The sequence below is a fragment of the bacterium genome (assembly GCA_029210965.1).
Classification (GTDB): Bacteria; BMS3Abin14; BMS3Abin14; order BMS3Abin14; family BMS3Abin14; genus JALHUC01.
This window is the reverse complement of sequence record JARGFZ010000033.1, coordinates 1-13,222: the sequence shown is the minus strand read 5'-3', so window position 1 is coordinate 13,222 and position 13,222 is coordinate 1. Positions and strand designations below refer to the sequence as shown.

At 55.3% G+C, this 13,222-nt stretch carries 16 protein-coding genes; all 16 read left to right on the top strand.

Going from position 1 to position 13,222, the window contains the following annotated elements:
* The first annotated feature begins 213 nt into the window (after positions 1-213).
* Complete coding sequence (hemL, locus tag P1S59_11105) at positions 214-1,494, top strand: glutamate-1-semialdehyde 2,1-aminomutase (GenBank protein ID MDF1526800.1); 1,281 nt, start codon at positions 214-216, stop codon at positions 1,492-1,494.
* Between the two features lie 265 nt (positions 1,495-1,759).
* A complete protein-coding gene (locus P1S59_11100) occupies positions 1,760-1,996 on the top strand; it encodes an AtpZ/AtpI family protein (protein MDF1526799.1) in 237 nt (78 codons plus the stop codon).
* Complete coding sequence (locus tag P1S59_11095; GenBank protein MDF1526798.1) at positions 1,965-2,381, top strand: ATP synthase subunit I; 417 nt, start codon at positions 1,965-1,967, stop codon at positions 2,379-2,381. Before P1S59_11100 ends, P1S59_11095 begins: the two co-directional genes overlap by 32 nt.
* A complete protein-coding gene (gene atpB / locus P1S59_11090; protein MDF1526797.1) occupies positions 2,381-3,094 on the top strand; it encodes a F0F1 ATP synthase subunit A in 714 nt (237 codons plus the stop codon). Before P1S59_11095 ends, atpB begins: the two co-directional genes overlap by 1 nt.
* A 49-nt stretch (positions 3,095-3,143) precedes the next feature.
* Positions 3,144-3,470 carry an ATP synthase F0 subunit C gene (atpE, locus tag P1S59_11085; protein ID MDF1526796.1) on the top strand — a complete coding sequence of 109 codons (327 nt, stop codon included), beginning with the start codon at positions 3,144-3,146 and terminating at the stop codon, positions 3,468-3,470.
* Between the two features lie 128 nt (positions 3,471-3,598).
* The gene (locus P1S59_11080) at positions 3,599-4,747 is read left to right on the top strand and encodes a hypothetical protein (GenBank protein MDF1526795.1); all 1,149 of its coding nucleotides are present in this window, start codon (positions 3,599-3,601) and stop codon (positions 4,745-4,747) included.
* A 17-nt stretch (positions 4,748-4,764) separates the two neighbouring features.
* A complete protein-coding gene (locus P1S59_11075; GenBank protein MDF1526794.1) occupies positions 4,765-5,631 on the top strand; it encodes a hypothetical protein in 867 nt (288 codons plus the stop codon).
* Between the two features lie 161 nt (positions 5,632-5,792).
* Complete coding sequence (locus P1S59_11070) at positions 5,793-6,236, top strand: Rieske 2Fe-2S domain-containing protein (GenBank protein MDF1526793.1); 444 nt, start codon at positions 5,793-5,795, stop codon at positions 6,234-6,236.
* Positions 6,233-6,943, top strand: a complete 711-nt coding sequence (locus P1S59_11065) for a cytochrome b N-terminal domain-containing protein (GenBank protein ID MDF1526792.1) — start codon at positions 6,233-6,235, stop codon at positions 6,941-6,943. Before P1S59_11070 ends, P1S59_11065 begins: the two co-directional genes overlap by 4 nt.
* Positions 6,940-7,371 carry a hypothetical protein gene (locus tag P1S59_11060; GenBank protein MDF1526791.1) on the top strand — a complete coding sequence of 144 codons (432 nt, stop codon included), beginning with the start codon at positions 6,940-6,942 and terminating at the stop codon, positions 7,369-7,371. Before P1S59_11065 ends, P1S59_11060 begins: the two co-directional genes overlap by 4 nt.
* A 233-nt stretch (positions 7,372-7,604) precedes the next feature.
* Positions 7,605-8,807, top strand: a complete 1,203-nt coding sequence (locus P1S59_11055) for a cytochrome c3 family protein (protein ID MDF1526790.1) — start codon at positions 7,605-7,607, stop codon at positions 8,805-8,807.
* Positions 8,804-10,156 (top strand): cytochrome c3 family protein, encoded by a 1,353-nt coding sequence (locus tag P1S59_11050; protein ID MDF1526789.1) that lies wholly within the window; start codon positions 8,804-8,806, stop codon positions 10,154-10,156. Before P1S59_11055 ends, P1S59_11050 begins: the two co-directional genes overlap by 4 nt.
* Positions 10,157-10,166: 10 nt before the next feature.
* Complete coding sequence (locus P1S59_11045; protein ID MDF1526788.1) at positions 10,167-10,811, top strand: redox-sensing transcriptional repressor Rex; 645 nt, start codon at positions 10,167-10,169, stop codon at positions 10,809-10,811.
* An 83-nt stretch (positions 10,812-10,894) separates the two neighbouring features.
* Positions 10,895-11,482 (top strand): D-sedoheptulose 7-phosphate isomerase, encoded by a 588-nt coding sequence (locus tag P1S59_11040; GenBank protein ID MDF1526787.1) that lies wholly within the window; start codon positions 10,895-10,897, stop codon positions 11,480-11,482.
* Positions 11,472-12,437, top strand: coding sequence for a hypothetical protein (locus tag P1S59_11035; protein ID MDF1526786.1), 966 nt, complete (start codon positions 11,472-11,474; stop codon positions 12,435-12,437). The genes P1S59_11040 and P1S59_11035 overlap by 11 nt, the downstream gene beginning before the upstream one ends.
* The gene (rfaE2, locus tag P1S59_11030) at positions 12,434-12,919 is read left to right on the top strand and encodes a D-glycero-beta-D-manno-heptose 1-phosphate adenylyltransferase (GenBank protein ID MDF1526785.1); all 486 of its coding nucleotides are present in this window, start codon (positions 12,434-12,436) and stop codon (positions 12,917-12,919) included. The genes P1S59_11035 and rfaE2 overlap by 4 nt, the downstream gene beginning before the upstream one ends.
* The last annotated feature ends 303 nt before the right edge of the window (positions 12,920-13,222 follow it).

The following is a 13,222-nucleotide window of genomic DNA, read 5'->3' as shown; positions in this document are numbered from 1 at the left end:
ATTTCACAAAGATTTCACCATTTTACTAACCTTTTCTTTTTTCTAATCCGGATCCGTCAGTCTCTTCCATGTCATCTCCCCCACAGCGCCGGACAGGTAGACCGCACCACCGGTCCACTGCATAGACCCTTTTCCCTTGACAGCAAAAAACCTCTATGTTAGATGGAAAGTCTTTAATTTTAAAGGTAATTTTCATAAAAGGAGTCCCCAGTCATGACTAAGTCACAAGATCTTTTCGCCAGCGCCCAGTCAGTCATACCGGGTGGTGTGAACAGCCCCGTTCGAGCATTTAAATCAGTGGGCACTGAACCTGTGTTTATTAAAAAAGCTTACGGTTCGAAAATCGTTGATGTCGACGATAAGAGATATATAGATTATGTCGGTTCCTGGGGACCCATGATAACCGGTCATGCCCACGAGGAGGTCCTCAAAGCCATCATGGACACCGCCCGCAGCGGTACCAGCTTTGGAGCCCCCACTGAGAGAGAAACCGTACTTGCACAAATGGTGATCGAGGCTGTTCCCTCTATAGAGAAGGTGCGCATGGTCAATTCAGGCACCGAAGCCACCATGAGCGCCATCAGGGTAGCCCGGGGCGCCACCGGTCGCGACAGGATCATCAAATTCAACGGCTGTTATCACGGTCACGCGGATGGGCTTTTGGTGAAAGCAGGATCGGGTGCCCTCACACTGGGTATCCCGGACAGTCCCGGGGTCCCGGAAGATTACGCCCGGAATACACTCATCGCCGAGTACAACGACCTTGGATCGGTGGAAAAGCTGTTCGAGAGCAACAAGGGGGAGATCGCCGCGATCATCGTGGAACCGGTGCCGGGGAACATGGGGGTCATCATCCCGGCGGAAGGTTTCCTTGAGGGACTGCGAAAATTGTGCACCGATCAGGGATCCCTTTTGATCTTCGACGAAGTCATGAGCGGGTTCAGGGTCGCCCTGGGAGGCGCACAGGAGCTTTACGGCATCACTCCAGACCTGACCACCCTGGGCAAGATCATCGGCGGCGGCCTGCCGGTGGGGGCTTATGGCGGCAAAGACGAGTATATGTCCCAGGTGGCCCCTGAAGGACCGATCTATCAGGCCGGAACTCTCTCGGGCAACCCCCTGGCTATGGCCGCCGGCATCGCGACGCTCCGGATCCTCAACCGTCCGGGAACATATGAGTCCCTTGAAAAGAAAGCAGCCTCCCTGGCTGAGGGTTTAACTGATGCCAGCGAAAAGTTCGAGATGGACCTGGCCTTCAACCGGGTGGGAAGCATGTTCACAACCTTCTTCACCCCGGGGCCGGTGAACAACTTTTCCGGGGCCAAGGCTTCCGACACCTCCATGTTCAGCAGCTACTTCAAGGCTATGCTGTACGAAGGTATCTATCTGGCGCCCTCTCAGTTCGAAGCCGCTTTTATTTCCCTCGCCCACAGCGAGGAGGATATCGCAAACACTATCGTGGCCCATGAACGGGCTCTGTTGCAGCTCATATAAACAAGAAGGAACATTTGACACGGAGACGCGGAGACCGGGTGACGCGGGGAGGACGGAACAGCATGGGAGCTTGTGGGAAAGAACACCTGGTATGGTCGTATCGGAGTGCCGGTATGTCGGGGGAAAACATGAAGAAGCCGTTAGATACTAAATACTCGATGGATGGATGACATTGGGTTGGTTTTCTCTCCGCGTCACCGCGTCGCCGCGTCCTGAGCACCTGTGTCCTGTCAGTTGACAGGAACAAATTCCCTCTGGCGAAAATATGTCGAAACCAAGAGCCCTCTACGATCTTTTAAAACTGAGCAGCCTGGGCCTGGAGATGGGAGCGGCCGTGGTCATCGGCCTCCTTTGCGGTACCTGGCTCGACGGTCACTTCAATACCACCCCCTGGCTCACCCTGCTTTTCCTGGGATTCGGTTTTGCCGCGGCCGCCAAGGGGGTCATGCGCGCCATCCGGAAGGGGATCTTTGAAGAGGATAGCAATGATCCCCCGGAGTGATCTTACAAGGGTCGCCCGGTTAAGGATCTGGATCGTCGTCCTCACTCTGATTCCTTCCGCCGTCGCCCTGCTTCTGGGCAGGAACCACCTCGCCGTCGGCCTCGCTGCAGGCGGGTTCATCGTGTTCCTTAACCTTCTGGGAACACAACGTACGGTAACGCTGATGGTCGAGGGCGACGGGATCGAGAGCATAGTGGCGCTCCTGATCTGGTTCGGCAAGTTCGGCATCACGGCCGCTGTTATCCTCGGATTGCTTTATTGGCGTATGGTGAGCCCCATTGCACTGCTCATCGGGCTCGGGTTACTGCCCGTATCATTAATATTTGACATTTTTCTGTTTCCCGTTAATAAAGGGGAGGCGAAAAATACCTTAAGGGAGTCTTAATGGCCGCTGGTACCTTCATTTTTCTGGATCACACACCGCTGCACAGTGCTTTGGAACAGGTGGAAGGTCTCGATCCTTCCCCCATAATCCATGCCGGTCTTGCCTCAGCGATTCTCATCCTGATTGCGATCCTCGTAAACCGTTCTTACCGCGATCAGGGGATCGCGCCCAAGGCAAAGATTTTTTCCGTGAGTAACCTCATGGAGCTGGCTGTGACCGGGCTTCTCCAGTTCATGGAGAGCCTCATGGGCAGCAACGCCAAACGGTTTCTGCCCCTCATTGGAGGCACCGCCTTTTTTATCCTTTTTAACAACCTCATGGGTTCTATCCCGGGCTTTGATTCCTCCACCTCCAACCTCAATACTACCCTCGCCTGCGCCCTGGTTATTTTCGTGGCAACCCATGTCGTCGGGGTCAGGACCCACGGAGCCTCATACTTTAAGCAGTTTCTCGGTCCGGTGTTGTGGCTGTCCCCTCTCATGCTTCCCATCGAGATCATCAGCCACCTCGCCCGCATCCTGAGCCTGTCCATTCGTCTTTTCGGCAACATGATGGGGGACCACAAGGTTCTGGCTATTTTCATTGTGCTCGTCCCCCTGGGAATTCCAGTCATTTTCATGGGCATGGGGGTCTTCATCGCTCTGGTTCAGACTTTCGTCTTTACACTGTTGTCTATTCTGTACATCACGTTCGCCCTTGAAGAGGCGCACTGATCTACTTTCCAATCATATAAAAAACGCTTGGGAAAGGAGGCAATCCTCAATGAAACAAGTATTCACCGTTGCACTTCTCACCGCCCTCATCCTCGTGGTCGCGGCACCTGTCGTCTTCGCAGCTACTGAGGAAGGTGGGTCCGCAGGTCTTATGGGCATGGGCATCGCCCTTGCCACGGGTCTTGCTATCGGCATCGCCGCTCTCGGCGGAGGAATCGGACAGGGCATCGCCGTCAGAGGCGCTATGGAAGGGATCGCCCGGAACCCGGGAGCCTCGGGCAAGATCATGACCACCCTGATCATCGGCCTGGCGCTCATCGAGTCCCTGGTCATCTACGCTCTGGTCATCTCCTTCATGCTTCTGGGCAAGTTTTAGGATCACCAGGGAGGGGACCCCTATTCCCTCCCTTTTTACTGTGCTCGCTTGTGAAAGAGAAAACTTTTTCATGCCTGGCCCTCCGATGGCCGAAAGGCCTGTCGGGGGCAGTCAAGTGGGGGATATCGATGCGGAAAATTATTTTAATCACCATCGTTCTCCTCGCTGCCGCTTCCTCAGCCCTGGCCATGAGCACTTCCGACTGTTTTGACTGTCACTCGGACGATACGCTCACAAAGGCCGTGAGGGGCAACGAGATCTCCCTGTACATCGATGAGGGGATCTACGGTGAGTCCCTCCATGGAGATCTGGATTGTACGGACTGCCACGAGGACCTTGCCGCTGCTGAGGACGAGCACGAGGAAGAGCTCAAACCGGTTCAGTGCTCCAACTGCCATGAAGACGCTGCTGATATAATGGAAGCAGCCGAACACCCCGCTGACTGTTCCGACTGCCACGGCAAGCATGACATCCTGCCGCAGTCTGATTCCAGGTCATCGGTTTATGACCTTAACGTTCCTGGCACCTGCTGTACCTGCCACTCGGACCAGGAGACGCTTGACGTCTGCGTCCAGTACGAAAGTGGCATGCACGGCATAGTGCTCATCAGGAGTGGAATGATCTTTTCGGCCGTCTGCAACGACTGCCACGGGAGCCACGATATCCGCGGAGCCAGCGATCCGGCCTCCCTGGTGGCCCGAGCCAATATCAACGACACCTGCGCCGCATGCCACCAGGGCGTAGTGGACAAATACAAGGAAAGCGTTCATGGCGAGATCTTCGCTGACAGCCCGGAAGATGCACCGGTGTGCACTTCATGTCATTCCCCTCATGACACGGAACGCGCCATGGATGACACCTTCCTCCTGACCGTTGTGAATCGATGTTCATCCTGCCACGAGGAGATGGGGTATACCTTCAGCAAGAACTACCACGGCCAGGTCACGGGTATGGGATATACCCGGGCCGCCCAGTGTCCCGACTGTCATGGAGCCCACGACATCCTGCCCACGGATGATCCGGCCTCCATGGCCCACCCCGACAACCTCGTAGCTACCTGCGGAAAGTGTCATACGGGGGCCAACAGGAACTTCACTCTTTACATGCCCCATGCTGACTACCACGATCCCCAGAATTATCCGATGCTCTACTTTGTTTACCTGGCGATGGTCATACTTTTGACGGGGACCTTTGCCTTCTTCGGGATCCACACCCTTCTGTGGCTCATTCGCGCCTCTATTGAGAAATCACGTAACAGGTCCGGTGGGGCCCATTGATCCGGGAGGATAAACACATGACAGACTATTCTCACACGGAAAACATTGGCCAGGAGGAACGCTGGTACCTGCGGTTCAACTACTACCACCGCTTCCTCCACGCTCTTGTCATCATCAGCTTCCTGGGTCTGGTCTTTACCGGGATGCCTCTGAAATATTCCCATACAGGCTGGGCCCAGACGCTCGCTGCCTTCATGGGCGGGATCGGGAACGCCGGTTATATGCACAGGGTGTTCGGCGCAATCACATGGCTGTATTTCTTTCTGCACCTTCTCTTCGCCGCCTACTATGTGGTGAAGATCAGGGACGAACCCCTGCTGAAGTGGTTCCTGGGTCCGAACTCCATGGTGCCGTGGATCAAGGACCTTGAGGATGTCATCGGCCACGTACTCTGGTTCCTGGGAATGGGGGAACGGCCCAAATTCGACCGATTCACCTACTGGGAAAAGTTCGACTATCTGGCTGTCTTCTGGGGCGTTGGTATCATCGGCTTCTCCGGCCTGATGCTCTGGTTCCCGGAGTTTTTCGCCCAGCTCGTTCCGGGCTGGACCTTCAACGTAGCCATCATCCTTCACTCGGACGAGGCGCTTCTGGCAGCCGGCTTCATCTTCACGATCCACTTTTTTAATACACACCTGAGACCGGAGAAGTTCCCCCTCGATCACGTTATCTTTACAGGGAGGATCTCGGAAGAGGAGTTTCAGCATGAGAGGCCTCTTGAGTACCAGAGGATGCGCGAAGAGGGTACACTTGGAAGGCTCGAAACCACACCCCCTTCCCAGGCCAGTCTGCTCTGGGCCCAGATCATTGGGTTCATCGCCTACGGCATGGGACTCATCATGATCCTTTTCATCATCTACTCTGCCTTAAAGGAACTGCACTGACACCTTGTACCCCGCGGCGGCAGCAAGCATCGCCGCGGGGTCCTTCCTCACACCTGGTTGATCCGCTCAAGTCCGCTCATTTTTTGACATAAAGCTTCAGGGTGTGCTAAAAATTTCAAATGTATCTTGTTGTTCACAAGCTCCGCCGGGGGTGAACAGACTTGCCTTCTTCTGCCAGTCACGTATACCGGGGCACAGATTATCTCCTCGGCATCCTTATCCTGCTTCTGGCAGGCCTGCTCCTGTTCTGGACGGGCCGCTTCCTGCAGCCCGTCCGACTTCCTCGGACATCACCAGGTTCCTATCACTTCATTGCCTCCCTTGATGATGTAGCTCCCGACACTGCTTTCGCTTTTGAGCTGGAGAGGCGCCCCTGGCTTCTGGCCACAAGCCGGGGCAACCTCACCGTGGTCTCAGGGTACTGCACTTACCGGGGATCCAGTATCAAATGGGATCCGTATAACCAGTTATTTCTATGTGAGGGTCACGGCTGCACCTTCGGGCATTGCGGCAACCTCATCCACGGACTCGCCACCTCACCCCTGGAAACCCTCAAAATCAAGGTCATCGGCAACCGTATTTACGGGGCACGGGATCGCTCATGAGCAGCAAGGACCGGCGGGCTAATGGAGACCTCCTGACATACCTTTTGGAGCGGGTAGGGATCCAGGGGTTCATTTCCAGACACCATGAGGGCAGGGTCTCGGTAAAGGAGGCTCTTGAGGCATCCTTTGTAAAGCCGATCCCTCACATCAGCTGGTGGTCCTGTTTCGGGGGAGTAGCTTTCCTCCTCTTTCTGATCCAGGCCGCCACCGGCCTTCTCCTCATGTTTTTCTATATACCGGCTGATCCCGAAGCCCACAGAACGATACTCTACCTGTCGGGTCGGGCGCCCTTCGGCTGGTTCTTCAGAACAACCCATCACTGGGCCGGCATCGGGATGATGCTTGCCCTTTCCGTCCATGTCCTGAGGATCTTTGTAAAGGGCGCCTATCAAAGGCCGCGAGACCTGAACTGGATCATCGGCTGTATCCTTTTCTTTCTCACTGCCGGGTTCATCCTTACCGGAGATCTCCTCCCCTGGACCCGCTCCGCCTACTGGTCGGCAGTGTGGTGGACTGACCTTGTGGGCAACTTTCCTGTCATCGGGCACCAGATCATGTTTTTTCTGCGGGGAGGCGAGAACGTCACCGGCTCTACTATCACCCGTTTTTATGTATTCCACGTTTTCCTTCTCCCCACTTTTACGACCCTGCTTATGATCGTCCATTTCGCCATAGCCGGAAAACTGGGCATATCGGAGCCGCTGTGACCACCAGATCATTCAAGGGCCGGAGGAAACACGCCAGGCGTGGCGAGCAGAAGGAATATCCCTTCTATCCCAACTTTGTTCTCAGGATCCTTATGGCGATCATGGCCACGGTGGCTGTCATCGCCGTCCTTTCAGCCCTGTTCCCACTGCCCCTGGACCAGATCGCCGACCCGCTGGCAGCAACCGATCCAGGGACCAGGACCCTGTGGATATTGAAACCGGCCGTCCTGTTGGATAACATCGCGTCTGGCCCAGGCATGACCGTGGTCCTCATCACCATTTTTGCGGCACTCTTCGTCCTTCTTCCCCTTCTGGACCGTTCAGGACAGCGTTCAATTAAGCGCCGGATACTGGTGGCCATACCGTTCCTTCTCTGGATGATCTTTCTGGCCTGGTCCCTCCTGTTTTCAACCGGAGTGCCGGTATGAGGCATAATAAAGTCATTTTCCCCATTCTTCCTCCCCCTCGAGGGGGGAGGATTAGAGGTGGGGGTAAAGCTTCCCCCCTCACCCTGACCATCTCCCACGGCGGGGAGAGGAAAAATAAGGGGGAGAGCGACTATATTAAGCCCGCCTCGCAAAATGGCTTGAAAAGACTTTTTGCGAGGTTATCAATAGTCTCTTTGTCTGCACTCCTCCTGTTCGCTTCAGGCGTTATGGGCATGGTCACAACTTCGTGTGAATCCTGTCACAGTGCCCTCGATCAGAAAAAAGCTGAGCCTGTCAGCCTCTGGAAACGGGATGTCCACAGGGAGGCCGGACTCGGTTGCCACGATTGCCATGGAGGAGATCCAAAAGGCCTGGAATCGGCCATGGCCCCTTCAAACGGTTTTGTGGGTGTCCCGAATAAAAGAGAATCTGTGGACCTTTGTGGAGGATGTCATTCTGATACCGGCCGCATCCCGGACCCCACCATCTCCACGGACCAGACTGCTCAATACCTGTCCGGGTCTCACGGCACCTCCAAAAAAGAGAACACACCCACCTGCGTCACCTGCCATCAAAGCCATGGTATTTATCGGATCACAGACCCATCTTCCCCTGTGTTTCCCACCCGTGTTGTAAGCCTTTGCCTCCAGTGTCACGGTAAGGGGAGCTCTGATGATGAGGCAGGACCGTGGAGATACCTGGAAGATGTCCATGGACGGGCCCGGGTAAACGGAACAAACACCCGTGCCCCGGCATGCCCTGACTGCCACGGCGCCCATCGTGCCACCGCTCTCACGATAACAGGCACTCAAATGATCTGTGGAAATTGCCACACCAGGGAGTACGAATACTTCCAGGCCGGCCCCCATGGTGAGTCTCTGCAACTTACCGGCGAACCGTCCTGCACCCGTTGTCACGGCTATCACGGGGTTGAAGCAACAGGCATAGCTGAGATCATCGGCCGGATCACCGACAACTGTCAGGAGTGCCATCAGGTGGCCAGCAGCGCGTGGGAATTGGGGCGTAAGATCGACGAGAACCTGGGGGTGGCCATGAGCTTCCTTGGCTCCCTCCGGAACATGTCAGAAGAATTCAGGCTCGCAGGGGTAGAGACCGGTGAAATGGACAAACTGAACCAGGAGGCTCATGGCTGGCTGCTTCGTGTAGAGTCCGCCATCCACTCGGTGGACACCGACTGGGAAGAGTTGACAGGAATGGCCAAAGTGAAGATGATGGCTTCCTGGGATCTGGCCAGAGACTATAATCTGGAAAAGGGGCTACGAAAGATCATCCTGCTGTTTATAGCCCTTCTGGCTGTCATAATCCTCGCCCTGCTTGGGTTTAAGATTAAACTCGCCGAAAGGGATCAGCACAGGAGACAACTTTTTGGCAGTCCGGAGGCCAGGCAGAGAGAACAGGAGCATCACCGGAAATGAAGGCTATCGGTAAATTTTTCGCACTGGTAAGGAGACTGCGGTTCTACGAGGTCCTGCTCCTCGTGTTTATTGCCATCGTGCTGGGAGCCTGGGGTGTCAAGGAGATAACCGAATCGGCTTTGTTCTGCGGAAGCAGCTGCCACATTATGAGACCTTATTATGAGGACTGGAAAACCTCAGCCCACAATACCGTGCCGTGTGTTGACTGCCACCTCGAACCGTCGGACGAGCAGCAGTTCGTACCGCAGTTCAAGGCTCTCACACAGGTGGCCAGCTATCTTACCCGAACATACGGTGAACACAGGAGGGCGGAAGTAAACGACGCCAGCTGCCTGGAGGGAGAGTGCCATTCCAGGAGGCTTTTAGACGGCAAGGTGACCTTTGCCAATAATATACGCTTCGATCACACACCTCACCTCCAACAGCTAAAAAGGGGCAAGATCCTCAGGTGTACAACATGCCACTCCCGTGTCGCAATGGGGGAACATGTCACTGTCGTTGAGGATGCGTGCTTTATCTGCCACTTTAAAGATGGCGTAAAGGAAGCGGCAAATTCGGAATGCTTCCTCTGTCACACTACGGGGGAGAACGATTATATTGCCATACAGCCAGACAGCTTCGATCACACTCCTTTGAGGGAGAGAGGTGTTCCCTGCATCAGCTGCCACCAGACCGTAACCAGGGGTAATGGGCAGTTGAAACCTGAATCTTGCAGGGGGTGCCATGACCGGCCCATGGAAGAGGCCCTCGACGAACCTGTCGAACTTATTCACAGGGTTCACGTTACCGACCACAAGGTGGAATGCACACTCTGCCATGACCCCATTCAACATTCCATCCCGGATGAATCCTCGGTTCAGCCCCTCTACTGTGGTTCCTGCCACGAGGACAAACATAAGGGGATGCTGGACATGTTCAGGGGAACAGGTGCCAAGGGAGTTGCCCCCTTACCCTCTCCCATGTACAAGGCCAATGTAGGCTGCAACGGTTGCCATATCGTACCGGACCCCTCCGGCGGCATGGGAGCGGCGTTTACCGGCCTTAACATGATAGCCGTTGAGGCAGCCTGTCAGTCCTGCCACCCGAAGAGCTATACTGAAAACATCGGACAGTGGAAAAAGGAAATCTCAACGGCTCTTATGCGGGCAGAGAACGCTTTGAAAACCACTGAGAACAAGCTGAGCGTCGAATCCTATGGTGATACGGATACCCGCCGTACCATGGAGAATGCCCGACACAACATCCTGTTCATCCGAAACAGCGCCCCCATACACAACCCGGATTATGCCGTACAGATCCTGGAAAAAGCTGTCCGGGATCTGTCAAATATTACGAAAGATACCAGATAGAGGTGAGAACATGGCTTTTAAAAAGGTGAGCCGCGTCAAGATCCCGGACGCCACGATCAGGCGCTTGTCGCTGTACGACCGATGCCTGGCAGGCTTTCTACAGTCGGGAAAAAAGATTGTCTCTTCCTCCGATATTGCTAGAAAGTGCGGTACAAATCCTGCACAGATTCGCAAGGACTTCGCCTATTTCGGGGAGTTCGGGGTAAGGGGAGTGGGCTATTATGTGGAGAACCTCCAGGTGGACATAAAGAAGGCCCTTGGGATCGACCACTCCTGGAACTGCGCCCTTGTGGGAGCTGGCAACCTTGGGTTCGCCCTGTTGAGCACAGACTCTCTTGCAAAAAGAGGATTCAAGATCTCCGCTATCTTCGAACGAGACCCCATTCTCGTGGAGATGGGGAGCTTTCAGGACATCCCTCTTTACCCTCAGGACGAAATGGCCCGGATCTGCCCGGAAATGGCTATACGGATCGGGATCATAGCCGTTTCCCCTGACAACGCGGTGAAGGTCGCTCTCAAGCTCATCGACGCGGGTGTAAGGGGCATCCTCAACTTCACCCCAGCCACCATCAAGGTTCCCCCCGGGATCATCCTGAAAAATGTGGATTTCGCTATCGACCTGGAGGGGATAGCGTTTCAGCTTAACAACGAGTGAAGCGTGGAAAACTGAGCAATATTCACCAGGCAGTCAACCTCCATTAACTATTCACGTTTCACTTTTTACCAGGGGTAACCCTTATGAAAAAATACCAGGAGATCATCATCCAGCGGGGGCAGGAACTGTCCTCTCTTACAGAGCGATTCTGCAAAGAGCAGGCAGGGACAATAGCCCTCATCGCCGACACCATGGTCAAGGCGATACGGGCGGGAGGCAAGGTGCTGGTTATTGGAAATGGAGGCAGCGCCGGCGATGCCCAGCACTTTGCCGCTGAACTGGTAAACAGGTTCCTCATGGAACGAAAAGCCCTTCCTGGCCTGGCGCTTACCACCGACACCTCGGTTCTGACTTCCATCGCCAACGATTACTCATATGAGCAGATCTTCAGCCGGCAGGTGGAGGCACTGGGGCGTGATGGTGATGTACTCCTGGCCATCTCCACCAGCGGAACATCCCCCAACGTGCTCAAGGCTCTGGAACAGGCCAACCTCCTCTCCATGGCCACTATCGGCATGACCGGCAGCGAATCCGGCAAGATCTCCTCCCTTTGTGATATATGTATGGCTGTTCCGGACCAGTCAACCCCGCGCATACAGGAGGTACACCACCTGGCCCTGCATGTAATCTGTGAGATCATGGAGATCCAGCTGTTCTCTCATGGCACCTGAAATCCGCTACCCCCATACACCGTTAAAGGCGCTTGATCTTTCCGGGATCAAGACCTATTCCGTCCATGATCGCCCGGGCAAGGTCTCGATCAGGCAGATAGCCAGAGGTGTCCCTTCAGATGAGAGCTTTACCGGGTGGCTTAAATCCCTGCCGGATATCAGCGCAGCTCGGGATCTGAAGCTGGCCGCACAGGCTATCCACCGCGCTCGCGGTGAGGGCAAAGGTGTGCTTCTGGGCATGGGCGCACACCCCATCAAGGTTGGTCTCGGAGGCATCATCGCCCAGGCCCTGGCAGACCGGATATTTACCGGTATCGCCACCAACGGCGCGACTATCATCCACGATTACGAACTGGCCCTCACCGGGAAGACCTCCGAAGATGTGGACGCAGTGCTCTCTGAGGGAACCTTTGGCATGGCCCTGGAAACATCTGCCCAGCTCAATAGCGCCATCAACGATGGAGCCGCCTCGGGTCAAGGCATTGGATTCCCTGTGGGAAGGCTCATCGAGGACCAGGGTTTTCCTCACGCCGGCGCAAGCATCTTTGCCTCTGCCTACCGAAACAAAATTCCGGCAACCGTTCATGTCGCCCTGGGGACTGATATCATCCATATGCACCCCACCTGTGACGGCGCTGCCACGGGCAAAGCCACATTGGATGATTTCCGTTTGTTCAGCAGGCAGGTCGCTGCCCTCAAGAACGGTGTCTTCATCAACCTGGGGTCTGCTGTTATCATCCCCGAGATTTTTCTGAAGGCCTGCTCCCTGTCCCTCAACCTGGGGTATTCTCTGGAAGGACTGACCACCGTTAATATGGACTTCATCCAGCACTACCGTCCCAGGGTCAACGTGGTGGGAAGGCCCACGGGCAGTACAGGACGAGGCATCAGCCTCACCGGTCACCACGAACTGCTTCTGCCTCTTCTACTGGCGGCCGTGAGGGCTCTGGATTGAAACCGGGCGCTGGCCTATACACGATGGACACCATCGGGAAAGCTTCCGGCGCCTGGCGTGAATCCGGGTACTCCATCGTCTTTACCAACGGCTGTTTCGACCTCATTCATCCGGGTCACGTCCGCTACCTTCAGCAGGCCCGGGATCAGGGGGACCTGCTGGTGCTTGGCGTAAACACCGACGAATCGGTCAGGAGGCTTAAGGGTCCGGGACGGCCGATCCTGAACCTCGAAGAGCGAAGCGAAGTCCTGCTGGCGCTGCGCTGTGTCCATGCTGTCGTGCCTTTCGCCGAAGATACTCCCCTGGAGTTGATCCGCAGGGTCAGGCCACACATACTGGTCAAAGGTGGAGACTGGGCGGTGGAAGATATCGTTGGAGGGGATGTTGTCCAGGCGGATGGGGGTAAAGTTCTCAGCCTGGCCTTTCACCCCGGCACTTCCACCACCGAGATCATTCACAGGATCCGCTCCACAAGCACCTGAACATAAACAATTAAAGCCTTAACGCAGAGGAGAGATCTCGTAGGTGCGTGGAGCGTGCGTATGAGCGTATGTGCGGGAAACATATTATCGGCGTGTCGGAAAAAGGGCCCGGGGGAACATGGGCGCTTGAGAGAAAATCCTTCCGTCATTCCGGGCTAAGCGGCTTGTCACGTCATAGCTCCAAGGGAGCGTCGACGGAAGCAATGATACGGAATCCACACATAATTGTCATTGCGAGCATAAAATAGTCATCTTCCTAATTCTTCCTCCCCCTATTGAGGGGGGAGGACCGAGGTGGGGGTG